The organism is Nonomuraea sp. NPDC050733 (assembly GCF_040654215.1).
In the GTDB taxonomy this organism is placed as follows: Bacteria; Actinomycetota; Actinomycetes; order Streptosporangiales; family Streptosporangiaceae; genus Nonomuraea.
Genome location: NZ_JBFAHO010000014.1, coordinates 1 through 22,580, shown reverse-complemented (window position 1 = coordinate 22,580; position 22,580 = coordinate 1). Strand labels below are relative to the sequence as shown.

The window sequence follows — 22,580 nt, the reverse complement described above, 5'->3', positions numbered from 1 at the left end:
CTGCGGTAGGTTCGACGCGTGCCCGAGCCTGTGCCCGTCCCGGCCCTGCCCGCCACCTGGCGCCCGCGCCGGGGAAGGATCGTCCCGTACACCTTCGCTGTGATCGTCGTCGCGGGGGCCGCGCTGATGGCGCTGCTCATCGCGGAGCCGTTCCAGCTCGCCGACCGGATCGCGTTCGTGGCGTTCGGGCTGGCGGTGGCATGGGTGCTGCACCTGCTCGGCCGGGTGCGCGTCGAGGCGGACGAGGAGGGCCTGACCATCGTCAACGCCCTCCGCACCCACCGCTACAGCTGGCCCGAGGTCATCGACATCACGCTCCTCGTGGGCGACCCGTGGCCCCGGATCGACTTCTCGGACGGCCGTACGATCGGCGCGATGGGCATCCAGGGCTCGGAGAAGGCCCGCGCCCGCCGCGCCACGGCCGAGCTGTCCGCCCTCATCCGCGAGCGTGGCGAGGCCCGCGAAGACTGACGCCGGACGGGCCCGGCGCGTAGCCTGAAAGCGTGCTGGGGCGGACGGGTGAGGCGAAGAGCGCGGTCGGCAGCAGAACGGGCATCAGCGCGGGCGCGAGGGCGGGCATCGAGTCGCCGGACACGCTCGCCGAGCTGCTCGACCGGCAGGCGTACCTCGCCGACGAGGGGCTGGCCACGGCCGCCTTCCTGGCGCTGCGGATGGGCCGGCCGCTGTTCCTCGAAGGGGAGGCCGGCGTCGGCAAGACCGAGCTGGCCAAGGCGCTCGCCGCGCTGCTGGAGGCGCCGCTGATCCGGCTGCAGTGCTACGAGGGCCTCGACGCCGCCCAGGCCCTGTACGACTGGGACTTCGCCCGGCAACTGCTCCACCTCAAGGCGGCCGAGGCCGCGGGCGTCACCGACGTGGGCCGGCTGGAGGGCGAGATCTACGACCGGCGCTTCCTCCTCGCCCGGCCACTGCTGAAGGCCCTGGAGACGAGCCCGAGCGTGCTGCTGGTCGACGAGATCGACCGGGCCGACGACGAGTTCGAGGCGTTCCTGCTGGAGGTGCTGTCGGACTTCACGATCTCCATCCCCGAGCTCGGCACCGTGCGGGCCGAGACGCCGCCGGTCGTCGTGGTCACCTCCAACCGCACCCGCGAGGTCCACGACGCGCTCAAGCGCCGCTGCCTCTACCACTGGCTGGAGCACCCGAGCTTCGAGCGGGAGGTGGCGATCCTGCTGCGCCGGCTGCCGCAGTGCACCGAGACGCTGGCGGGGCAGGTCGCGCGGGCCGCCGCCCGGCTGCGGGGCGCGGGGCTGGTCAAGCCACCGGGAGTCGCCGAGACGCTCGACTGGACGGAGGCGCTGCTCACGCTCGGCGCCAGGGAGCTGGACCCGGCCAGGGCCGCCGCCACGCTGGGGGCCGCGCTCAAGTACCGCGAGGACGTGGAGAGCGTCCTGTCCGGTGGGCTGCTGCGACATGGGTGAGGCGCTCGACGGGCTGGCCGCCACCGTGACCGGGTTCGCGCGGACGCTGCGGGCCGCCGGCGTGGGCGCCGACCACGAGCGGACCCGGACCCTGCTGCGCGCCCTCGACCACCTCGACGTGGCCCGGCCCCGGGACGTCTACTGGGCCGGCCGCTTCACCCTCTGCGCCGGCCCCGACGACCTGCCGCGCTACGACCGCTGCTTCCAGGCGTACTTCGGCGGTCACACCGCCGACCGCCGCGCCGCCCCGGTGACCGTGACCCGGCACACCCTCGCCCTGAACGACGACCCGGGCGACGACACGGGCGACGACAACGGGGAGGAGGACGGCGGCGAGAGCGCGCCCGGCAGCGCCAGCCGTACCGAGCTGCTGCGCCACCGCGACGTGGCCGCCCTCACCGAGGCCGAGCGGGCCGAGGTGCACCGGCTGCTGTCGATGCTGCGCGCCGGACGCGCGCCGCGGCGCTCCCGGCGGTTCGAGCCCTCCTCCAGGGGCCGGCTCGACCAGCGTCGCACCCTCCGCGAGACGCTGCGCAAGGGCGACGTGGCCCGCCTGCTGCACAGGACGCACACCGTCCGGCCGCGCCCCGTCGTCCTGTTCGTCGACGTCAGCGGGTCGATGGCCCCGTACGCCGAGACGCTGCTGCGCTTCGCGCACGCCCTGGTCCGCGGCGAGCCGCGGGCCACCCGCGTCTACTCGGTCGGCACCCGCCTCACCCCCGTGACGGCCGAGCTGCGCCACCGCGACCCCGGCACGGCGCTGGCCGAGGCGTCCCGGGCCATCCCCGACTGGAGCGGCGGCACCCGGCTGGGCGAGGAACTGCGGGAGTACCTCGTCCGCCACCACGCCCGCGGCCAGATCGTGGTGATCGCCTCGGATGGCTGGGAGCGCGGCGACCCGAGCCTGCTGGGCGCGCAGGTGGCCCGCCTCGCCCGGCAGGCGTACCGGGTCATCTGGGTCAACCCACACAAGGGGTACGAGGACTACGAGCCGCTGACCGGGGGCATGCGGGCCGTGCTGCCGTACCTGGACGACCTGGTGGCCGGGCACAGCCTGGCCGCCTACGAGGCACTCAGCGAAAGGCTCGCCCATGCGTGACGTGCTGCCGGAGATCATGCGGTGGTGGCGGTCGGGGCTCAGGTTCGGGCTGGCGACCGTGGTCAGTACGTTCAGCAGCGCGCCGAGGCCGCCGGGGGCGGCCATGGCGGTGCGCGGCGACGAGGTGGTCGGCAGCGTGTCGGGCGGGTGCGTCGAGGGCGCGGTCTTCGAGCTGGCCGCCGAGATCGACGAGCCCGTCCTGCAGAGGTACGGCGTGACGGACGACGACGCGTTCGCCGTGGGCCTGACCTGCGGCGGCATCATCGACATCCTGGTCGAGCCGGTGTCCGCCGAGACGTTCCCGGAGCTCGGCGACATCGCCCGCTCGGTCGAGGAGCACGAGCCGGTCGCCGTGGCCACCGTCGTGTCCGGGCCCGGCCGGGTCGGCGCCCGCCGCGTCGTCTGGCCCGGCCGCTCGTCCGGCACGCTCGGCCTCGACCGGCTCGACGAGGCCGTGGACGACGACGCCCGCGGCATGCTGGCCCAGGGCGTCACCGGGATCAGGCGGTACGGCCCGCAGGGGGAGCGGCGGCTGGACGACCTGGCCGTGTTCGTCCACTCGTTCGCGCCGCCGCCCCGCATGCTGGTGTTCGGCGCGATCGACTTCGCCGCCGCGGTGGCCCGGCTCGGCAAGTTCCTCGGCTACCACGTGACGGTCTGCGACGCCCGGCCGGTCTTCGCCACGCCCAAGCGCTTCCCGGAGGCCGACGAGGTCGTGGTCAAGTGGCCGCACGACTACCTCGCCTCGGTCGGCGTGGACGAGCGCACGGTCATCTGCGTGCTCACGCACGACCCGAAGTTCGACGTGCCGCTGCTGGAGGTGGCGCTGCGCACCCCGGCCGGGTACGTCGGGGCGATGGGCTCGCGCCGCACCCACGAGGACCGGCTGGTCCGGCTGCGCGAGGCCGGCCTGCGGGAGGAGGAGCTGGCCCGGCTCCGCTCGCCCATCGGCCTCGACCTGGGCGCCCGCACCCCGGAGGAGACGGCCGTGTCGATCGCGGCCGAGCTGATCCAGCTCAGGTGGGGCGGCTCCGGCCGGCCCCTCAGCGACACCGCCGGCCGCATCCACCACGAGGGCCCGTGAGCGCCGGGACACCCCGCGTGGCGGGGCTGCTGCTCGCGGCCGGCGAGGGCTCGCGGCTCGGCACCCCGAAGGCGCTCGTGGAGCACGAGGGGGAGCGGCTCGTCGACCGGGGCGTGCGGCTGCTGGAGGAGGGCGGCTGCCACCCGGTCGTGGTGGTGCTGGGCGCGGCGACCGTTCAGGTGCGGGGCGCGGTGGTGGTGCGCAACCCCGGCTGGAGGTCCGGCATGGGCTCGTCGCTGCGGGTCGGCCTGGCGGCCCTGCCCGAGGAGGCCGGGGCGGTCGTGGTGGCCCTGGTGGACCAGCCGTTCATCCGGCCGGAGGCGGTCCGCGCGCTGGTCGCCAGCGGCGCGCGGCTGGCCGTCGCCACGTACGGCGGGCGGCGGCGCAACCCGGTGCTGCTGTCGCGGCGCGACTTCGCCGAGGTGGCCCGGCTGGCGGTGGGGGACGCCGGCGCCCGGCCGTTCCTGACGGCCCACCCGGAGCTGGTGACCGGGGTGCCGTGCGACGGCCTGGGCGATCCGGCCGACATCGACACCCCGGCCGACCTGGAGCGCCTGTCCAGGGACGGTTAGAGGCGCTGTCCAGGGGTGGTTGGAGGCGCTGTCCAGGGGTGGTCAGAGGCGGAAGGAGGCGGTGGCCGCGCGGTGATCGCTGCCCGTCGCCGGGGCCACGCCGGCCTCGGTCGCCGTCATCCCCTTGTACAGGATGTGGTCGGGCCGGGTGATGGGGAACGACGACGGCCAGGTGAACCCGAAGCCGCGGCCCGCCTCCTGCTGCGCGTCGGACAGCGGCGGCGTCAGCCCGCGCATGCCCCGGTCGGTGGTGGCGGTGTTGAGGTCGCCGAGCAGCAGGATCCGCTTGCTGGAATCGGCGTCCACCAGCCGGCGCGCGGCGGCCAGCGACTCGTCGCGCGAGGCGGTCCGGCCGGGCCGGGCCGAGGCCAGGTGCATGACGTACACGGTGACGTCGCCCTCGGGCGTGCCGACCACCGCCCGCAGCGCCCGCACCCAGCCCATGCCGACGTCGAGCGGCTTGGACTGGCGGATCGGGTAGCGGCTCCACAGCCCGACCGTGCTGACCGTGTAGCGATGGGGGAACAGGGTGTTCAGCCGCTTGGCGGCGGGGCCGCCGGGAGTCAGCTCCTGCGCGGCCAGCAGGTCGAGGCCGTCGGCGATGGTCCGTACGGCGGTGCCGGAGGAGCTGTTGGTCACGCCGACGTTGACGGTGCCGACCGACAGGTCGGCGTGCCCGCCGGGCGGGGTGCGTAACAGCGCGGGCCCGAACATCGCCGCCCACACCAGCCCCGGCACCAGCGCCGCCACGAGGGCCGCCCGCGACCGGGCCAGGGCCGCGAGGCCGAGCAGTACGGGCACGGCGAGGCCGAGCCAGGGGAGCACGCTCTCCACCACGGGTGTGAAGCCGCCCATCGCGGGGATCAGCCGATGCCCCGCCAGCACCACGGCCACCACGACCGCCGCCGCCACCACGATCCGCCCGACGACCCTCTTCAGCATCGGCCCCTCTCCGAGATCGGCACCAGGCTAGCCGGTCGCCGCACCGCGCGCCGACGCGCTAATCTGTTGCCCTCGCAACGGAATATCATTCGGTCTCGGGAGCCCGGTATGCGCATCGGCATGGCACTCAACTACTCGGGCGGCTTCAAGGAGACGGTCGCCGAGCTCGCCGACTACGAGAAGGCCGGGCTCGACATCGTCTTCGTGGCCGAGGCCTACAGCTTCGACGCGGTCAGCCAGATGGGCTACATCGCGGCCAGGACCGAGCGGCTGGAGATCGCCTCCGGCATCCTGCCGATCTACTCGCGCACGCCCAGCCTGCTCGCCATGACCGCCGTCGGCATGGACTTCGTGTCCAACGGGCGGTTCACGCTCGGTCTCGGCGCCTCCGGGCCGCAGGTCATCGAGGGCTTCCACGGAGTGCCGTACACCGCGCCGCTCGGCCGTACCCGGGAGGTCATCGAGATCTGCCGCCAGGTGTGGCGGCGCGAGCGCGTCCAGTACGAGGGCCGGCACTACACGCTGCCGCTCCCGGCCGGCCAGGGCACCGGCCTCGGCAAGCCGCTCAAGCTCATCAACCACCCGGTGCGCCCGCGCATCCCCATCGTCGTGGCCGCCATCGGCCCGAAGAACGTCGAGCTGGCCGCCGAGCTGGCCGAGGGCTGGGAGCCGATCTTCTACATGCCGGAGAAGGCAGGGGCGGTGTGGGGCGACTCCCTGGCCGCCGGCAAGGCCAGGCGCGACCCCGAGCTGGGCGAACTGGACGTGATCGCCCAGGCGTCGCTGGCCGTCGGCGACGACGTGTCCGGGCTGCTGGAGTTCGGGCGGCCGATGGCGGCCCTCTACATCGGCGGCATGGGCGCCAAGGGCCGCAACTTCTACAACGACCTGGCCCGCCGCTACGGCTACGAGAAGGAGGCCGAGCGGATCCAGGAGCTGTACCTCGACGGCAAGAAGGACGAGGCCGCGGCGCTCGTGCCCCACGAGCTGCTGGAGAGCATCTCCCTGATCGGCAGCGAGGGCTTCGTGCGCGACCGCGTGCAGGCGATGAAGGAGTCGGGCGTGACGACGCTGAACGTCGCGCCGCTCGGCCGCACGCACGAGGAGCGGATGCGGCTCATCGAGCAGATCAAGGACATCGCCGGCTGACGGGGCCGCCTTCGCCTGTGACACGACTGTGACGCCGATCACTCCGGATCGTGGAATACGGCCGGAGTCGCGGTGTGTTGGACAGACTCGTGAGGTTTTCCGTGGTCATCGTGTGGCTGGTAGAGCGCCTGCACATCGACCTGTGCCGGGTGCTCGGGGCCATCTGTCGCTGATCGCGCTCTGACGCGCTAGATCGCCGATCCCCTTCAACGCCACCCCAGGCGCCACCTCCCTGCCCGCATGACGTGCGCACCGCCGTGCCGTCCGCACCTCCGGAGTCCTCCTTCCGTGAAGAGATTCAGCTTCTCCCTGCAACTGCTGCTGGGCCTCGCCCTCGGCGTCGCCCTCGGTTTCGTCGCCAAGATCTGGGACGTGGCCTGGCTCGCCGAGACCCTGACCAAGGTCGGCCAGATCTTCGTCCAGCTCCTCAAGGTGGCCGTGCCGCCGCTGGTGTTCACCGCCGTGCTGGTCAGCGTCGCCAACCTGCGCAACGTCAACGGCGCCGCGCGGCTGGCCACCAAGACGCTGCTGTGGTTCCTCGTCACCGCGGCCGTGGCCGTCGCCTTCGCCATCGCGCTCGGCCTGGTGATCAACCCCGGCCAGGGCGTCACCCTCGACACCGGCGCCGCCAAGGCCCCCGATCTGGAGGGCGCCGGCACCTGGCTCGACTTCGTCACCGGCATCCTGCCCACCAACGTCTTCACCGCCTTCACCGAGATGAACGTCCTCCAGATCGTCTTCCTGGGAGCCGTCCTCGGGGCCGCCGCCCTCGCGGTCGGCGACAAGGCCGAGCCGTTCCTCGCCCTCAGCCGTTCCGTGCTGGAGCTGGTGCAGAAGGCGCTGTGGTGGGTGATCCGCCTGGCCCCCATCGGCACCGCCGGCCTCATCGGCAAGGCCGTGTCCACGTACGGCTGGGAGCTGCTCGCGCCGCTCGCCAAGTTCAGCGTCGCCGTGTACGTGGGCTGCTTCATCGTGCTGCTGGCCGTCTACCCGGTGCTGCTGTCCGTCTGGGGCAAGGTCAACCCGCTGACCTTCTACCGCAACGCCTGGCCCGCCATCGAGCTGGCCTTCGCCTCCCGCTCCTCGGTCGGCACCCTGCCCCTGACCCAGCGCGTCACCATCGAGCGCAACGGCGTGGACGCCGACTACGCCTCCTTCGCGGTGCCGTTCGGCGCCACCACCAAGATGGACGGCTGCGCCTCGGTCTACCCGGCCCTGGCCGCCATCTTCGTGGCCCAGGTCTTCAACGTGCCGCTGGGGGTGGGGGAGTACCTGCTGATCGCGTTCGTCTCGGTCGTCGGCTCGGCCGCCACGGCCGGCCTCACGGGGGCGACGGTGATGCTCACGCTGACGCTGAGCACGCTGGGCCTGCCGCTGGAGGGCGTCGGCCTGCTGCTGGCGATCGACCCCATCCTGGACATGATCCGCACCGCGACCAACGTGACGGGCCAGATGGTGGTGCCGGTGCTGGTGGCCCGCTCGGAGGGCCGCCTGGACGAGGCCGTCTTCAACGCGCCGCCGCAGGAGCTGGACGCCCCGCTCCAGCCCGAGCGCCCGGCCCGCGCCCCGCAGCCGGCCACGGCCTGACCCGGAGTCCGTGTGAGGGCGGGAAGCCACTGGCTTCCCGCCCTTCGCGCTGTCTGATGATCTCCGGCCCCTGGGCGGGATATCTACCTGTCCGACGAGGATCGCTCCGTTTGCCGGGTACGCCAGTCACCGAGGCAGTGGAGGAGGTCAGGCCATGGGTATCGGCGAATGGCTGAAGAAGGCCAAGGACGTGGCGAAGGAGCACTCCACGCAGACCGACGAGGCGCTCCGCAAGGCCGAGCAGTTCGTCCAGGAACGAACCGGCCACAAGTACGACGAGCAGATCGGGCAGGGCTTCGACGCGGTCGAGCGCACCTACCAGGACGGCGGCGAGGGCCGGACCGGCGAGGCGCCGGCCGACGCGGGACGGGCCGAGGGACGGGCCGAGGGGCAGGTCGGGGGGCAGTCCGCGGAACGGCCGGAGGGACCGGAGGAGGGCGGCGGGCCGCCGCGGCCCCCGCGTCCCTGAGCAGGCCGGCGGCGGTGCGCTCCTGAATCCGCGCTTCGGAGGACGGCTGGGGCCCTATGGTGGGTCGAAAATGCCGTTTCTGGAGTTATTGGCGGGGATATGTCGGAGGAAGCGCCGTCCATGGTCGCTGGCCGTTACCGGCTCGACGAGCGCATCGGCAACGGGCCGATGGGAGAGGTGTGGCGGGGGTACGACACGCGTGCCGACTGGACCGTGGCCGTGCAGCTGCTCCGGCCGGGCGCCGCCACGCGGGAGGTGCTCCAGCGGCATGCCGAGGCGGTGGCCCGGGTCATCCACCCGAACGTCGCCATGGTGCTCGACGTGGGCGACGAGGACGGCACGCCGTACCTGGTGATGGAGTACCTCGGCGGCGAGAGCCTGCGGGAGGAGCTGGGCTCGCGCGGGCCGCTGCCGATCGCCGAGGCGTGCGACCTGGTGGGCCAGGCCGCCGCCGGGCTGGACGCCGCCCACCGTGCCGGGGTCGTGCACGGGCAGGTGGACCCGGACGCCTTCCGGCGGGCCGGCAGCGGGGTGCTCAAGGTCGTCGGGTTCGGCCTGGCGGGGCTCGCCGCGCCGGGCACCCGGTACACCGCCCCCGAGCAGGCCGCCGGCCGCCCGGCCGAGCCCGCCTCGGACCTGTACGCCCTGGGGTGCGTCTGCTACGAGCTGCTGTCCGGCCGCCCGGCGTTCGAGGACGCCCCGGGCCCCGGGGGCGCCGCTGAGGAGGGGCGGGCCGAGCCCGCGCCGCCGAGCCGCCACCGCCCCGAGGTGCCCGCCGAGCTGGACCGGCTGGTGCTCTCGCTCCTGGCCGCGGACCCCGCCTCGCGCCCCTCCGGCGGCGAGTCGGTACGGCGGGCGCTGGCCGCCATCGCCCGCCCCCGTCCCCAGACCGCCCCACCCCCCGTGACGGGCGCCATGGCCCCTCCCACGGCCCCGCCGCGGGCCACGGGCGCGTCCCCGCACGGCCCGCGACCAGCGGTTCCCGGCGCGGTCCCGGGCGCCACGGCCCCGGGCGCGTTCCAGCAGCCGCCGCCGCGTGGCGGCGACACCGCCGTCTACGACGCGGTGCCGGGCGACGGGCGTGACACCGGCTCCAACCGGCGGCTGTTCCTGCAGCTCGGCGCCGCCGTGGCCGTGATCGCGGCCGTCACCGTGGCGTTCGTCGTGTGGGGCGGCGCCAAGGAGGAGCGCGCCGCCGCCCCCACCCCCTCCGCCGGCGTCGAGACCGTCGAGCCCACGACCCCGGCCCCCGCTCCCACCCGGTCCACGCCCCTCGTCGTGACCCCGTCGGAGGAGCCCACCTCCCTCCAGGAGACCGGACAGCCCAAGGCCACGCTGACCACCGGCGTCGTCCCGCCGGGCGGGTGGTCGGCGTGGCTGTGGGCCTTCGACAACGCCGTGACGGCCCAGCGGGCCGTCGGCGACATGAACCCGCGGGTCGCCGACAAGGCCGTCAAGGAGATCAGGAAAGCGGCCAAGAGCTTCGAGCGGGGCCGCGACTCCAAGGGCCGCGACCAGATCAAGGAGATCATGGCCGAGCTCAGGCAGGCCCAGGCCCGGGGCGAGGTGCCGTCCTCCGGCCCGCTGCCCGACTTCCTGGGGGACTGGCGGCTCTGACGTACATTGACGCCATGACGATCCTCTCCGAGCGGCGGGCCAGGCTGGCTGCGGCCCTGCCCGCCCACGGCGTCGAGACCCTCCTCGTCACCTCCCGCGTCAACGTGCGCTACCTCACCGGCCTCGACAGCTCCAACGCCGCCGTGCTCGTCGGGGCCGACGGCTCGGCGAGGCTGGCCACCGACAACCGGTACGTGGAGCGGGCGCAGGCCCTGGACGTGCCGGTCGTCGAGGCCGTCGACACGGCCGGGGCGCTGGCCGTGCCGGGGACGGGCATCGAGGCCGCGAGCATGAGCGTCGCCACGTACCGGCGGCTGCTCGACCGCCTGGGCGGCGACGCCCTCGTCCCGCTGGAGCACGTCGTCGAGGGACTGCGCGCGGTCAAGGACGAGGACGAGCTGGAGCTCCTCCGTACGGCCTGCGCCATCACCGACCAGGCCTTCGCCGACGTCTGCCGCGCCATCGCGCCCGGCCTGACCGAGCGGGAGGTCGCCCACCTCCTGGAGGCCCGCATGGCCGAGCTCGGCGCAGCCCGGCCCGCCTTCGACTCGATCGTCGCGGCCGGCGAGAACGGCTCCGTGCCCCACCACATCCCCACCACCAGGCCGCTGCGGGCCGGCGACCTCGTCACCCTCGACTTCGGCGCCCAGTACGAGGGCTACCACGCCGACATGACCCGTACCGTCAGTCTCGGCGAGCCCGCCGCGTGGCAGCGGGAGCTGTACGACCTCGTCGCCGACGCCCAGCGCGCCGGCCGGGAGGCGCTCGAGCCCGGCGCCGACGTCCGGCAGGTGGACGCGGCGGCCCGCTCCGTCATCGAGGCGGCCGGCCACGGCGGCCACTTCCGGCACGGCCTGGGCCACGGCGTCGGCCTGGAGATCCACGAGGAGCCGTTCCTGGGCCCTTCGCGGACCGGTAGACTAGAGGATCGAGTTCCGATCACCGTCGAGCCGGGGGTCTACCTCCCCGGTCAGGGCGGCGTTCGCATCGAGGACACCCTCGTGACACGTGAGGGCGAGCCGGAACTCCTCACGAAGACGACCAAGGAGCTGCTCGTCCTTTAGAGCGGCCGCACGCGGGAGAAAACGAGTGGCGACGACCAACGACCTCAAGAACGGCATGGTGCTGAAGCTCGACGGCGGGGACCTGTGGGCCGTCGTGGAGTTCCAGCATGTCAAGCCGGGCAAGGGCGGTGCGTTCGTGCGCACCAAGCTCAAGAACGTGCTGTCCGGCAAGGTCGTCGACAAGACCTTCAACGCCGGCGTGAAGGTCGACGTGGCCAACGTCGACAAGCGCGAGATGCAGTACTCCTACCGGGACGGCGACGACTTCGTCTTCATGGACACCGAGACCTACGACATGGTCAACGTGTCCGCCACCACGGTCGGCGACGCGGCCAACTACATGCTGGAGAACACGCTGGCCACGGTCGCCTTCAACGAGGGCGCCGCCCTCTACGTCGACCTGCCCGCCGCGGCGGAGCTGACCATCGCCAGCACCGAGCCCGGCCTGCAGGGCGACCGCTCCACCGGCGGCACCAAGCCCGCCACGCTGGAGACCGGCGCCGAGATCAAGGTGCCGCTGTTCATCACGACCGGCGAGAAGGTCAAGGTCGACACCCGCAGCGGCGAATACCTCGGCCGGGCCTGAGGTGTCGGCACGAGGCAAGGCACGCAGGCGCGCGCTGGACATCCTCTTCGAGTCCGAGATCCGCGGCGAGGATCCCCTCAAGATCCTCGCCGAGCGGGTGGAGCGGCAGGAGCCGCCGGTCAACGAGTACACCTCGGCCCTGGTCGAGGGCGTCGCCCGCCACCGGGCCCGCATCGACGAGCTGATCACCACCTACGCCGAGGGCTGGACGCTGGAGCGCATGCCCGCCGTCGACCGCAACCTCCTGCGCGGCGGCACCTACGAGCTGCTCTGGATGCCCGACGTGCCCGAGGGCGTGGTCATCAGCGAGTGGGTCCACCTGGCCGGTGAGCTGTCGACGGACGAGTCGCCGTCGTTCGTCAACGGGCTGCTGGCCCGCTTCAAGCAGCTCAAGCCCAGCCTGACCCTCTGACCCGTAAGTCTCGTACAGCCCCGTATCCCTGCGCGCCGCCCCGACGCGGGCCCACCCTGTGCCCTGACCCCGCCTCCCTGACCCCCATGCCCTGACACCGTCCCCGCTCCCGGAGCTGCGGCGGCACCGGGGCGGACGTGGCGGGAACGTGGGAGGCCCGGGACGGCGTAGGCTGGGGCGGGTCGGAGGAGCGAGAAGGAGGCGAGCCGAGGTTGCGTGCTGAAGGCGTCACGAGGCCCCCGGCGGTGCGGACCGCCGTCGTCTGGGACGCGTTGCTGGCCGAGCTGGCCCGGCTGGGAGAGGCCACCGGGCGCGACCGGCTGGACATCGTCGACGCCGGCGGCGGCACCGGAGGGTTCGCCGTGCCGCTGGCCGAGCTGGGGCACACCGTCACGGTCGTCGACCCGAGCCCCGACTCGCTGGCCGCGCTGGAGCGCCGGGCCAAGGAGAAGGGCGTCGGCGTGCGCGGGCTCCAGGGCGACGCGGCCGACCTGGCCGACCTGCTCGACCGCGACGGCGCCGACCTGGTGCTGTGCCACAGCGTGTTGGAGTACGTCGACGACCCGATCGGCGCGATGACCGCCGTCGCGGGCCTGCTGCGCCGGGGCGGCGCGGTGAGCGTGCTGACGGCCAACCCGGTGGCGGCCGCCCTCCACCGCGCGCTGGCCGGCCACTTCGACGAGGCCCGGACGGCGCTCGCCGACCCCGAGGGCCGCTGGGGCGACCGCGACCCCACCCCGCGCCGCTACACCGCCGAGGCCCTGTCCGAGCTGCTGGCGGCGACCGGCTTCGCGGTGGGGGCCGTCCACGGCGTGCGGGTCTTCGCCGACCTGGTGCCCAGCCGGCTGGTCGACGGCGAGCCCGGCGCGGCCGAGGCGCTGGTGGCGCTGGAGCAGGCCGCCGCGGGCCACCCCGTCCTGCGCGACATCGCCACGCAACTGCACGTTCTCGCCCGGCGGAGCTGAACCCGCCGGGCGTTCGCACTCGTGTTCGGATAGAATCGAGGACGTGTCCCGCAAGCAGATCACCGGCATCGGCCCCGCTCCGCGGACCGGGGTCGATGACAGCGGCTGCCCGATCCTGCACGTCGACATGGACGCGTTCTTCGCGAGCGTCGAGCTGCTGGAGCGGCCGGAGCTGCGCGGCCGCCCGGTGATCGTCGGCTCGCCCGCCGGCCGGGGCGTGGTGCTCAGCGCCACCTACGAGGCCAGGGCCTACGGCGTGCACTCGGCGATGCCCATGAGCAGGGCCCGCCGGATGTGCCCGCAGGCCACGATCATCCCGCCGAGCCACGGGAAGTACTCCGAGGTGTCCCGGGGCGTCATGGAGATCTTCCACGCGATCACCCCGCTGGTCGAGCCGATCGCCTCCGACGAGGCGTTCCTCGACGTCGGCGGCGCCCGGCGCCGGCTGGGGCCGCCCGCGCGGATCGCCGCGATGATCCGCGAGCAGGTCCGTGACCGCTACGGCATCACGTGCTCGGTGGGGGTGGCGAGCAGCAAGTTCGTCGCCAAGCTCGCCTCCAAGCAGTGCAAGCCCGACGGTCTGCTCGTGGTGCCGGCGGCCGAGGTGGTGGCGTTCCTGCATCCCCTGCCCGTCTCGGCGCTGTGGGGTGTCGGCGAGCGCACGGAGCAGGCGCTCGTACGGCTGGGCATCCGCACGGTCGGCGACCTGGCCCGGGTGCCGCCCGCCACCCTCCGGCGCGAGCTGGGGCAGGCCGCCGGCGGCCACCTGGCCGAGCTGGCGTGGGGCCGCGACGAGCGGTCCGTCACCGCCCACGCGCCCGACAAGAGCATCGGCAACGAGGAGACGTTCGCCGCCGACGTGGACGACCCCGAGGCGATCAGGCGGGAGCTGCTGCGCCTGTCGGAGCGCGTGGCGGGCAGGATGCGGGCGGCCGGGCACGTGGGCCGGACGGTGAGCGTGAAGCTGCGCCGGGCCGACTTCACCACCATCACCCGCTCGCGCACCCTCAAGGAGCCGACCGACGTGGCCCAGGAGATCTATGCCACGGCCTGCGAGCTGTTCGAGGCGGCCGGGCTGGACCGGGTGCGCCTTCGCCTCGTCGGTGTCAGGATGGAGAACCTCAGGCCGGCCGACTCCGCGGCGCGGCAGCTCAGCCTCGGCGAGCGGGAGACGGGATGGCGGGAGGCCGAACGCGCGATGGACAAGGCGATCCGCAGATTCGGGCCGGATGCGGTACTCCCGGCGTCGCTTGTGCGCGGAAGACTTGATGAAATGGAAGCATGACGCCATGTCGGGACCTGGGGGGAGTGTGGGGAGTGGTGCCTAGATGACCCACAATGGAGCTATGACGTCACCTCCGGTTTGGTCTGCGTTGGACGTTTGCTTTCGCCTACGTCTACAGCCTCGTATTCTGGGGATAACCGACCGCGAGGTCCGGACACCCCGTGTCGTCCGTTGCCGTCTTCCCCGTACTGGGGCCGTCCTTGGGAGGCGCCGTGCCGCTCTCTGAGCACGAGCAGCGCTTGCTCGACCAGATCGAGCAGGCACTCTACGCCGAGGATCCGAAGTGGGCCAACACCGTCAGGATCAGTGACCCCCGCAGCCATTACAAGCGCCGCCTGATCAAGGCCTCCGTCGGCTTTGCTCTCGGTGTCGTGCTCCTCATGGTGGGTGTGGTGATCAACCTGATTCCGCTCGGCGTCGGCGGTTTCGTGGTCATGCTCGCCGCGTGTCTGTGGGGCCTGTCCAGCTGGAAACGCATGAACGGGTTCGTGGACACCGCCACCGGCTCCGCTCCCGCCCCGGGTAAGCCGGCGGCGCGGCGAGGCGGCCGGGGCACGTTCATGGAGCGTATGGAAGAGCGCTGGCGCCGCCGCCACGACGAGCGCTGACCCCTCCCATCGGCCAGGCCCGGCATCCCCGCCGGGCCGCACGGCCGGGCCCGGCGCCGCCGGCCGTTCCGCCAGGCCCGGCACCGCCGGGCCACCACGCCCCCACGCGCGCCCGCCGACGGCTCCTCCATCCCAAGCGCGCTCGCTCACTCCTCACGCGCGTCCGCCGCAGGCTCACCCCAGCAGCGCTCGCCGGCGAATCGCCTCCGCGTGATCGTGCGGCCGTCCCCCAGGGAACGACCGCACGATCCCGTCACGAACCCTTCTCGGCCGCCGTCCGCCGCAGCCGCAGGCTCTCCAGCCGGTCGAACCCGTCCAGCAGCCGCTCGCCCATGAGCCGCACCCTGCGCAGCGTCGAGGGCGGCAGCAGCAGCGCCCGCAGCCGCCTGCCGCGCGACACCGTAGCCGCCAGAGCCTTCCGCACCGTGCGCAGGTCCTGCCGCACCGGGCCGATCTCGCCGGGCGAGCGGGCGAACAGCGACCGCTCCACCGCTGACGCGATGGACGTGATGGCCGCCGCCGCGTCGGCGTCGAACTCGTACCGCTCGGCCAGCCTGCGCGCCAGCGCCCGCGGCGTCTCACTGGTGCCGCGCTCCAGCCCGTAGTCCAGCAGCAGGTCGTCGAGCTCGGCCCAGACGGCCGCCACGGACGGCCGCCGCCCGCTCCCGCTCCTCGCGCCCACGCCCATGCCCGTCCCTGCTGCCGCATCGGTCCCTGCTGCCGCACCGGTCCCTGCTGCCGCACCGGTCCCTGGGGCCGCACCCGTTCCGGCGCCGGCTCCCGTACCGGAGTCCGCGCGGGACGACGTGTCCGACGCCCGATTCCCGCCGTCCAGGCGGCGCAGCCGCCGACCGCGCGTGAGCAGCCGCAGCGCGGCCGGCACGAGCAGGAGGAGCAGGAGCACGAGCACGCCGATGCCCACCTGGGCGATCAGCGGCGTCGACTCCTCCTCCGCCCGCGACCCGCCCGGCAGCAGCCTGGCCTCGCGGTCCAGCTCGCGCAGGTTCTGCCGGGACTGCGGCGACAGCGGCTCGTCGGCGGAGCTGCTCGTCGCGCCCGGTGTCGGCGTGGAGCTGTCACTCACAGGGTCCGGCGGCGGCACCGTGTACGCGGGGACGCGGGCGCTGCCCTGACCCAGCGAGCCGGCCGGCGTCGGCTCGAACGGCAGCCAGCCCGCGCCCTCGAAATACAGCTCGGGCCAGGAGTGGGAGTCGTTCGTCCCGACCGTCCAGCGGTCGCCGATCTTCGTGCCGCCGGTGTAGCCGATCGCCACCCGCGCCGGGATGCCCGTCAGCCTGGCCAGCACCGCCATCGACATCGCGAACTGCTCGCAGTACCCGGCCCGGCTGTGCAGCAGGAAGTCCTCCAGCGCCGAGTTGCCGTGCCCCTGGGTCTGCAGGCTGTAGGTGAAGTTCCCGGTCTTGGTGAAGAACTCCTGCAGCTTGACCGCCGCATCGTAGTGGGTTCGGGCGCCCTTCGTGATCTCCTGGGCCAGCTCCCGGATCTTGGGTGGCAGGTTGTCCGGCAGCCGCAGGTAGCGGGCGTCGACCCCGGCCGTCGACCGCGGCAGTGACCGGAGCAGGGCGCTGGTCGGCACGGGCTCGCTGGTGCTCACCTCGTACTCCAGGCCCGCGGCGGCCTCCTTCCTGGTCGAGAAGACCATGAGGGTGTCCACGTCGGCCCGCCAGTCGCCCTCCACGCGGACCTGTCTCGGCGGGTACGGCAGCGGCAGGAACGACAGCTTCGCGATCTCGTCGCTGATCCGGATGTCGCTCACCACGTCGGCGATCGGCACCCCCGGTCCGAGGCCGGGCGGCGGCGGGAGCGGGCCGTTCTCGGTCCGGTTGTCCGGCGAGCCCTCCGGGTCGGTCATGCCGAACTGCTCGCCGTCGAACGTGTCGAGCGCATAGATTCGCAGGTAGCGAGGCTTGTCGTCGCTGTTGGTGTACGACAGCACGACCCGCTGCTCGGGCAGGTTCAGCTGGCCTCTCAGGCTCGCGATCGGGTTCGCGATGCTGATCGAGTTGCCCGCGCCCCGGCCCCTGCCGCCCACGCCGAACGTGAAGAACGACACCGGCTCCATCACCGGCAGCGCGGCCGGAACCAGGACGGCGATCACCACCGCGGCGAACCCGATCCGCTTGCCCGACAGCCGCAGCCCCCGCGTGTCGGCGGTCTCCCGCACGCGGACCGCGGCCTGGGCCCGGGGGGAGGCCGCGCGGGTGGTGCGGCGCACCAGCACCGCCCGCCCCCAGTGGCCCACCCGCTCCCGGCCGTCGGCCATGAGCAGCCCCAGGAACCCGGACGCGGCGATCACGAACGCCGGCCAGGCGATCGGGTCGGACAGGATCGTCGCGGGCACCGTGACCAGCGCCAGCATCGGCAGCCCGGCCAGCGCCGCCCGCCGCGTCCGCGCCGCCAGCAGGTCCACCAGGACGGCGATCAGCCCCACACCGCCGCAGGTCAGCAGCGTGATTGCGGTGTTGGCGGGCACCGGCGCGGCGAAGCGCTGGATGTCGTCCCACCCGGCCGCGAGCAGCCTGCCCAGCTCCACCACGGAAGCCTTGGTCGGCACGACCAGCGCCCACGCCTTGTCCGAGGCGAACGACGCGGTCAGGTAGATCCACAGCGCGAGCAGGCTCACCAGCGGCGCCGCCCACACGGGCAGCGACAGCCGGCCGCTCAGCAGGCTCGCGGCCAGGACCGCGAGCACCGCGCCCAGCGTCCCCCAGAACCACGAACCACCCTCGAACAGCGGATAGAGCAGGATCGACGAGCAGAACGTGGCCACCGCGGCGGCGACCGACAACCTCATGCCGCACCTCCCGCCGGGCTGAACGCGTATCTGTCGCGGTTGGCGGCGGACTGCCAGACGGAGGCGATCGAGGTGCCCGCGGGCAGTCGCACGATGCGCCAGCCGTAGCCGGTCAGCACGGTCTCCACCGCGTGGTAGTCCTCGTCCGAGCCGGGCTCGCTCCCGTCCCAGGTGTTCACGTCGAGCAGCACCGCCACCCCCGTGATGCCGCTGTGCCGCACCCGTCCCAGCTCCCTGGCCTCCTCCGGGTCGAGGGAGCCGAGCACGGCCACGACCAGCCCGTCGCCGCCGCCCTGCCGCAGCGCCGAGACCGCCATGTCGAGGGAGCGGACCGGGCTCTGCCGTACCACGGCCAGCGTGTCCAGCAGCGACCAGCTCAGGCCCGCGTCCGTCAGGTGCTCGGCGCCCTGGTCGGTGACCAGGCGCAGGCCGAGGCCCTCGTGGGCGAGGTGCACGCCGATGGAGGCCGCGGCCGAGACCGCCACCTCGAACGACGAGCGCGGCCCCTCACCGCGGTGGGCGTGGCGGCGGGTGTCCAGCAGGAGCGCGCCGCGGCTCTGCCACTGCTGCTCCTCGCGCCGCACCATCAGCTCGCCGCGCCGGGCCGTGGACCGCCAGTGGACCCGCCGCAGGTCGTCGCCCTGCCGGTACTCGCGCGGCGCCACGTCGTCGTCGCCGGCCGCGGCCACGCTCCTCGTGCGGCTGTCGCCGCCGCCCGTCCACTCGCCGGACAGCCGTACGTGCGGCAGCGCCACGACCTGCGGTGTCACCACGAGCGTGTCGGCGATCGTGAACGCGCGCGACAGCTCCACCAGCCCGAACGGGTCGGCGATGCGCACCGACAGCGGCCCGATCGTGTAACGGCCGCGCAGGTCGGAGCGGACCCGGTAGTCGATCTCGCGGATGCCGCGGGCCTCGACCTTGTCCAGGACGAACCGGGGCCGCACGCCCAGCGCGTACGGCACCGTGTCCTCGATGAGCAGCAGGCCGGTGGGCAGGCGGGTGACGTTCTCCAGGCGGAGGGTCACGGTGGCCTCCCCGCCCACCTCGGCCCTGGCGGGGTCCAGCCGTCTGGCGCAGCTCAGCCGGTACCGGGTGCGCGCCACCACCATCGCGGCCAGCAGCGGCAGCGCCGCCACCAGCACCCCGATCCTGAACAGGTCGTTCTCGCCCAGCAGGACCGCCATCACCAGCGCCGCGACACCGGAGGCGAGGAACGACCGGCCCCTCGCGGTGAGCGCCCGCAGCCCGGTTCTCATGAGGCGCGCGTCTCCGGCACGGGCACGCGCCTGACGAGGTCGGTCACCACCTGCTCCGGGTGGCGGCGCTGGCCTTGGGCCTCGACACTCGGCAGCAGCCGGTGCGCCAGCACGGGCACGGCCAGGTCCTGCAGGTCGTCGGGGATGACGTAGTCGCGGCCGGAGAGCGCAGCGTGCGCCCTCGCGGCGCGGACGAGCTGCAACGTCGAGCGGGGGGAGGCGCCGAGTCGCAGGTCGGGGGAGTGGCGGGTGGCGACGACCAGGTCGATGGCGTACTTCTTGACCGGCTGCGACACGTACACACCGCGCACCGCCTCGATCAGCGCCCGCACCTCGGCGGTGGTCGCGACCGGCTCCAGCTTGTCCAGCGGGGAGGCGCCGCCGTGGACGTCGAGCATCTCCAGCTCGGCGTGCGGCTCCGGGTATCCCATCGCGACGCGCGCGGTGAAGCGGTCGCGCTGCGCCTCGGGCAGGGGATAGGTGCCCTCCATCTCGATGGGGTTCTGCGTGGCGATCACCATGAACGGGCTGTCGAGCCGGTACGTCACGCCGTCGACCGTGACCTGGTGCTCCTCCATGCATTCGAGGAGGGCCGACTGCGTCTTGGGCGAGGCCCGGTTGATCTCGTCCCCGACCACGATGTTGGCGAAGACGGGGCCGGGCTTGAACTCGAACTCGCGCGTCTGCTGGTTGTAGGCGCTGACGCCGGTGATGTCGCTGGGCAGCAGGTCGGGGGTGAACTGCACGCGGCGCACCGGGCAGTCGATGGAGCGCGCCAGCGCCTTGGCCAGCATGGTCTTGCCGACGCCGGGGACGTCCTCGATCAGCAGGTGACCCTCGGCGAGCAGCACAGTAAGGGTCAGCCGGACGGCGTCGCTCTTGCCCTCGACGACCGACTCGATGGCCTCGCGGATCCGGTGCGCGGTGGAGACCAGCTCCTCGAGCTGGTGCGGGACGTCATGGGTAACTGCCACCAGGCCTCCATGAGAAGAAGTGCGACGGTCGTCCCGGCCGGCGGCGGAGCCATTGCGGGAGCCATGCCGTTCCTTTTCCATTGTGTGTACGACCCTACGATGCTGCGGGTTCTGGGGCGACATTTGCCGATTTTCCAGAGAACTTGGACAGTGTCCTGTTCTCATGTCATAGCGGTGCGAATCCGGTGACATCGGGGCTACCATGCGCGCCCCACTTTCCTCCACGCGTGTGGCTGCGCGCGCTCCTTCCGTTCTCCGGCGGCTATTCCCACCCCCTCGACACGCCCGCCACGGCCGGCGCGCCCTCCGCACCCCCCACTGCGCTCCACCTCTCTGACCTGCGAAAACGCGGGCCGATCGGCCCGCGACATGGGGTTGAATCAGTTGACGGTGGGGAGAAGTGGAGTATGGTGGTGCGCAGTGGAGAGCCGGTGCGCCAGCGTCGAGCGCTTCACTAGGCACGGGAGGTGGAGCCGATGTTCCTCGGCACCCATCAACCGCGTCTGGACGACAAGGGACGGCTGTTCCTGCCGGCTAAGTACCGTGAGGAGCTGGCGGAGGGTCTTGTGATCACCAAAGGCCAGGAGCGATGCCTCTACGTCTTTCCCGTGGAGGAGTTCCAGCGCATAACCGAGGCTCTCAGTACCGCCCCGGTCACCGCCAAGGCGGTGCGTGACTACAGCCGCGTCTTCTTCGCCAGTGCGTCCGACGAGACCCCCGACAAGCAGGGCCGCATCACCATCCCGCAGAGCCTGCGCCAGTACGCCGGCCTGCAACGCGACTGCGTCGTCATCGGGGCCAACACCCGGTTGGAGATCTGGGACGCGCAGGCCTGGGACACCTACCTCAACGCACAAGAGCAGGCGTTCGCCGATCTGTCGGAGGAGGTGCTGCCAGGGATCTTGTAGAAGTCACGGTTGATCCGTCGGAGATGTCGTTCGGCGAGGTCTCCACCCGCAACCACTGCCGGCCAGCTGATGCACCTTCCCCGGTGTCAGATGGCGGGCTTCCACGAAGAGGGTGCGGATGGGGACCTGGCCGGGCGGCACCGGGTGGGGACCCAGGTAAGGCCGATAGGATCGCCGACCGCGTCATCCGCGAGCAAAGGACGCGAGAGGGGGGTTGGAGATGCACGACGCCACAGGTACGGGCGGTCACGTTCCGGTCATGCTCGACCGCGTACTGGAGCTGCTGGCTCCGGCGCTGGGCGGTGAGCGGCCCGTCGTCGTCGACGCCAACCTCGGCCTCGGTGGCCACTCGGAGGCCCTGCTCGCCGCGTATCCCACACTTCACCTGATCGGCATCGACCGCGACCCCTTCGCGATCGAGTTCTCCACGCGCAGGCTCGCCCCGTACGTGGAACGGACCACCCTGGTCCACGCCTCCTCCGACCAGCTCGCCGAGGTGCTCGCCGCCACCGGCCCCGCCCTCGGCCGCGCGACGGTCGACGGTGTGCTGTTCGACCTGGGGGTCTCCTCACCGCAGCTCGACGAGGCCGAGCGCGGGTTCGCGTACTCCTATGACGCCCCGCTGGACATGCGGATGGACACCGAGCAGGAGCTCACGGCGGAGAAGGTGGTCAATACCTACTCAGCCGGGGACCTAACCCGCATCCTCCGCGATTACGGCGAGGAACGGTTCGCACCGCGTGTCGCTGGCCTAATTGTCAAGGAAAGGGCCAAGGAGGCCATAACGTCGACGAAGCGGCTTGCGGAGATCGTTCGTCAAGCGATTCCCGCCGCTACCCGGCGCACCGGTGGCAACCCCGCCAAGCGGACTTTCCAAGCGCTGCGCATCGAGGTCAACGCGGAGCTCGCCGCCCTGGAGGCGGCACTGCCCGCGGCCCTCGACGCGCTGGCACTCGGTGGGCGAGTCGTCGTGCTCTCCTACCACTCCCTGGAGGACCGGCTCACCAAGCAGGTCCTCACGGCGCGAACCAGGGACACCAGCCCTCCCGGGCTCCCCGTCCCGCTGCCGGCACACCAGCCGCGGTTCCGCCTGGTGACGAGGGGGGCAGAGCTCCCCGGCGAAGAAGAGCTGGCCCGCAACCCGCGGGCGGCCTCGGCCCGGCTTCGGGCGGCAGAGAGGATCCGTGTTGACGACCACGACTGAGCAGGAGACCAGGCGGCGCGCCTCCGCCCGCGGCACCGTGCTCGAGCCCGGCGCGCCCGAGACGGCCGCGGCCGGCACCGCCGTGCCCGGCGCGCCCGCGTCCGACCTCGGCCCGTCCGGCCGTGGGGCGTCCGCTTCCGGCTCGGCCGCCTCCGGTGAGGCCGCCTCGGGCACCACCACGCCCGAGATCACACTGCCCGACTTCACGCCGCCCGACCCCAAGCCCGGCACGTCCAGGCCGGGCGGGGCCCGGCCTGGCTCCACGCGCGGGGGCGTCAAGGGCGGCGCCGCGAGCGCCACAGGCAGGCGCAGGGCCGCCCCTGCGCAGCCGCCGAAGAACGGCTCCCGCACGCTCACCGGCTCGGGAGGCACGGGCCAGGCAGGCATGGCGCCGGGCGGCACGGCCCCGGCCGCGCCGCCCGCCCGGCCGTCCGGCGAGCCGGCCACCCGGCCCGCCCCGTACGAGATGTGGGACTGGGCTGGCGCCTATGACGAAGTGGTGCGCGAAGGAGCGGGCAGCAAAAGCCTCTCGGAGAACCCGG

The 22,580-nt window shown here is 73.1% G+C and carries 22 protein-coding genes and 1 pseudogene; 19 read left to right on the top strand and 4 right to left on the bottom strand.

Features of this window, described 5'->3' with window-relative positions; genetic code table 11:
- The first annotated feature begins 18 nt into the window (after nt 1–18).
- The 5 genes from AB0H64_RS22620 (at nt 19) to AB0H64_RS22600 (ending at nt 4,194) form a co-directional block, all read left to right on the top strand.
- On the top strand, nt 19–471 hold the full coding sequence (locus AB0H64_RS22620; protein WP_357627593.1) for a PH domain-containing protein: 453 nt from the start codon (nt 19–21) through the stop codon (nt 469–471).
- A gap of 107 nt (nt 472–578) precedes the next feature.
- Entirely contained in the window at nt 579–1,439 is an 861-nt protein-coding gene (locus AB0H64_RS22615; protein WP_357627935.1) for a MoxR family ATPase, read from the top strand.
- The gene (locus AB0H64_RS22610) at nt 1,432–2,538 is read left to right on the top strand and encodes a VWA domain-containing protein (RefSeq protein WP_357627590.1); all 1,107 of its coding nucleotides are present in this window, start codon (nt 1,432–1,434) and stop codon (nt 2,536–2,538) included. Before AB0H64_RS22615 ends, AB0H64_RS22610 begins: the two co-directional genes overlap by 8 nt.
- A complete protein-coding gene (locus tag AB0H64_RS22605; protein WP_357627588.1) occupies nt 2,531–3,622 on the top strand; it encodes an XdhC/CoxI family protein in 1,092 nt (363 codons plus the stop codon). Before AB0H64_RS22610 ends, AB0H64_RS22605 begins: the two co-directional genes overlap by 8 nt.
- Complete coding sequence (locus AB0H64_RS22600) at nt 3,619–4,194, top strand: nucleotidyltransferase family protein (RefSeq protein ID WP_357627585.1); 576 nt, start codon at nt 3,619–3,621, stop codon at nt 4,192–4,194. The genes AB0H64_RS22605 and AB0H64_RS22600 overlap by 4 nt, the downstream gene beginning before the upstream one ends.
- Nucleotides 4,195–4,236: 42 nt before the next feature.
- On the opposite strand, the gene AB0H64_RS22595 is transcribed toward AB0H64_RS22600, so the two are convergent.
- On the bottom strand, nt 4,237–5,136 hold the full coding sequence (locus tag AB0H64_RS22595) for an endonuclease/exonuclease/phosphatase family protein (protein WP_357627582.1): 900 nt from the start codon (nt 5,134–5,136) through the stop codon (nt 4,237–4,239).
- 108 nt (nt 5,137–5,244) lie between these two features.
- Here AB0H64_RS22595 and AB0H64_RS22590 point away from each other — a divergent pair, with 108 nt between their 5' ends.
- The 11 genes from AB0H64_RS22590 to AB0H64_RS22540 all read left to right on the top strand — a co-directional run bounded on the left by AB0H64_RS22590 (nt 5,245) and on the right by AB0H64_RS22540 (nt 14,878).
- Complete coding sequence (locus AB0H64_RS22590) at nt 5,245–6,285, top strand: LLM class F420-dependent oxidoreductase (protein ID WP_357627579.1); 1,041 nt, start codon at nt 5,245–5,247, stop codon at nt 6,283–6,285.
- A 50-nt stretch (nt 6,286–6,335) separates the two neighbouring features.
- On the top strand, nt 6,336–6,458 hold the full coding sequence (locus tag AB0H64_RS22585) for a putative leader peptide (RefSeq protein WP_357627576.1): 123 nt from the start codon (nt 6,336–6,338) through the stop codon (nt 6,456–6,458).
- A 115-nt stretch (nt 6,459–6,573) separates the two neighbouring features.
- Nucleotides 6,574–7,872: a dicarboxylate/amino acid:cation symporter gene (locus AB0H64_RS22580; protein WP_357627574.1), complete on the top strand. Its 1,299-nt coding sequence runs from the start codon at nt 6,574–6,576 to the stop codon at nt 7,870–7,872.
- 154 nt (nt 7,873–8,026) lie between these two features.
- On the top strand, nt 8,027–8,341 hold the full coding sequence (locus AB0H64_RS22575; protein WP_357627571.1) for an antitoxin: 315 nt from the start codon (nt 8,027–8,029) through the stop codon (nt 8,339–8,341).
- 120 nt (nt 8,342–8,461) lie between these two features.
- A complete protein-coding gene (locus tag AB0H64_RS22570; RefSeq protein WP_357627568.1) occupies nt 8,462–9,958 on the top strand; it encodes a protein kinase in 1,497 nt (498 codons plus the stop codon).
- A gap of 14 nt (nt 9,959–9,972) precedes the next feature.
- Nucleotides 9,973–11,022 (top strand): Xaa-Pro peptidase family protein, encoded by a 1,050-nt coding sequence (locus AB0H64_RS22565; protein ID WP_357627566.1) that lies wholly within the window; start codon nt 9,973–9,975, stop codon nt 11,020–11,022.
- 25 nt (nt 11,023–11,047) lie between these two features.
- Nucleotides 11,048–11,608, top strand: coding sequence for an elongation factor P (gene efp / locus AB0H64_RS22560; RefSeq protein WP_357627564.1), 561 nt, complete (start codon nt 11,048–11,050; stop codon nt 11,606–11,608).
- Between the two features lies 1 nt (nt 11,609).
- A complete protein-coding gene (gene nusB, locus AB0H64_RS22555; protein ID WP_357627561.1) occupies nt 11,610–12,020 on the top strand; it encodes a transcription antitermination factor NusB in 411 nt (136 codons plus the stop codon).
- Between the two features lie 212 nt (nt 12,021–12,232).
- Nucleotides 12,233–12,985 (top strand): methyltransferase domain-containing protein, encoded by a 753-nt coding sequence (locus tag AB0H64_RS22550; protein WP_357627558.1) that lies wholly within the window; start codon nt 12,233–12,235, stop codon nt 12,983–12,985.
- Between the two features lie 43 nt (nt 12,986–13,028).
- Nucleotides 13,029–14,270 carry a DNA polymerase IV gene (locus AB0H64_RS22545; RefSeq protein WP_357627556.1) on the top strand — a complete coding sequence of 414 codons (1,242 nt, stop codon included), beginning with the start codon at nt 13,029–13,031 and terminating at the stop codon, nt 14,268–14,270.
- Between the two features lie 212 nt (nt 14,271–14,482).
- Nucleotides 14,483–14,878: a DUF3040 domain-containing protein gene (locus AB0H64_RS22540; RefSeq protein ID WP_357627553.1), complete on the top strand. Its 396-nt coding sequence runs from the start codon at nt 14,483–14,485 to the stop codon at nt 14,876–14,878.
- 253 nt (nt 14,879–15,131) lie between these two features.
- Here the strand turns inward: AB0H64_RS22540 and AB0H64_RS22535 are convergent, their stop codons facing one another.
- From AB0H64_RS22535 to AB0H64_RS22525, 3 genes are read right to left on the bottom strand one after another with little or no spacing between them, the layout of a single operon-like run.
- Complete coding sequence (locus AB0H64_RS22535; protein WP_357627551.1) at nt 15,132–17,693, bottom strand: DUF3488 and transglutaminase-like domain-containing protein; 2,562 nt, start codon at nt 17,691–17,693, stop codon at nt 15,132–15,134.
- The gene (locus AB0H64_RS22530) at nt 17,690–18,952 is read right to left on the bottom strand and encodes a DUF58 domain-containing protein (protein ID WP_357627548.1); all 1,263 of its coding nucleotides are present in this window, start codon (nt 18,950–18,952) and stop codon (nt 17,690–17,692) included. Before AB0H64_RS22530 ends, AB0H64_RS22535 begins: the two co-directional genes overlap by 4 nt.
- Nucleotides 18,949–20,007, bottom strand: coding sequence for a MoxR family ATPase (locus AB0H64_RS22525; protein WP_357627545.1), 1,059 nt, complete (start codon nt 20,005–20,007; stop codon nt 18,949–18,951). Before AB0H64_RS22525 ends, AB0H64_RS22530 begins: the two co-directional genes overlap by 4 nt.
- 395 nt (nt 20,008–20,402) lie before the next feature.
- Between AB0H64_RS22525 and mraZ the strand changes: the two genes are divergently transcribed.
- From mraZ to AB0H64_RS22510, 3 genes and pseudogenes are all read left to right on the top strand, one after another.
- Nucleotides 20,403–20,834 carry a division/cell wall cluster transcriptional repressor MraZ gene (gene mraZ / locus AB0H64_RS22520; protein WP_253765269.1) on the top strand — a complete coding sequence of 144 codons (432 nt, stop codon included), beginning with the start codon at nt 20,403–20,405 and terminating at the stop codon, nt 20,832–20,834.
- Nucleotides 20,835–21,093: 259 nt separating this feature from the next.
- A complete protein-coding gene (gene rsmH, locus AB0H64_RS22515) occupies nt 21,094–22,038 on the top strand; it encodes a 16S rRNA (cytosine(1402)-N(4))-methyltransferase RsmH (RefSeq protein ID WP_357627543.1) in 945 nt (314 codons plus the stop codon).
- Nucleotides 22,022–22,580: pseudogene (locus AB0H64_RS22510) on the top strand (hypothetical protein); the annotation flags it as partial. The gene rsmH and the pseudogene AB0H64_RS22510, both read left to right, overlap by 17 nt.

Excerpts from the sequence above, each read along its gene's own strand:
- AB0H64_RS22595 (WP_357627582.1), bottom strand. The coding sequence starts at position 5,136 with ATGCTGAAGAGGGTCGTCGGGCGGATCGTGGTGGCGGCGGCGGTCGTG.
- AB0H64_RS22565 (WP_357627566.1), top strand. The coding sequence starts at position 9,973 with ATGACGATCCTCTCCGAGCGGCGGGCCAGGCTGGCTGCGGCCCTGCCC.
- AB0H64_RS22575 (WP_357627571.1), top strand. The coding sequence starts at position 8,027 with ATGGGTATCGGCGAATGGCTGAAGAAGGCCAAGGACGTGGCGAAGGAG.
- AB0H64_RS22610 (WP_357627590.1), top strand. The coding sequence starts at position 1,432 with ATGGGTGAGGCGCTCGACGGGCTGGCCGCCACCGTGACCGGGTTCGCG.
- AB0H64_RS22530 (WP_357627548.1), bottom strand. The coding sequence starts at position 18,952 with ATGAGAACCGGGCTGCGGGCGCTCACCGCGAGGGGCCGGTCGTTCCTC.
- AB0H64_RS22590 (WP_357627579.1), top strand. The coding sequence starts at position 5,245 with ATGCGCATCGGCATGGCACTCAACTACTCGGGCGGCTTCAAGGAGACG.
- rsmH (WP_357627543.1), top strand. The coding sequence starts at position 21,094 with ATGCTCGACCGCGTACTGGAGCTGCTGGCTCCGGCGCTGGGCGGTGAG.
- AB0H64_RS22605 (WP_357627588.1), top strand. The coding sequence starts at position 2,531 with ATGCGTGACGTGCTGCCGGAGATCATGCGGTGGTGGCGGTCGGGGCTC.
- AB0H64_RS22570 (WP_357627568.1), top strand. The coding sequence starts at position 8,462 with ATGGTCGCTGGCCGTTACCGGCTCGACGAGCGCATCGGCAACGGGCCG.
- AB0H64_RS22525 (WP_357627545.1), bottom strand. The coding sequence starts at position 20,007 with ATGGAAAAGGAACGGCATGGCTCCCGCAATGGCTCCGCCGCCGGCCGG.
- AB0H64_RS22535 (WP_357627551.1), bottom strand. The coding sequence starts at position 17,693 with ATGAGGTTGTCGGTCGCCGCCGCGGTGGCCACGTTCTGCTCGTCGATC.
- mraZ (WP_253765269.1), top strand. The coding sequence starts at position 20,403 with ATGTTCCTCGGCACCCATCAACCGCGTCTGGACGACAAGGGACGGCTG.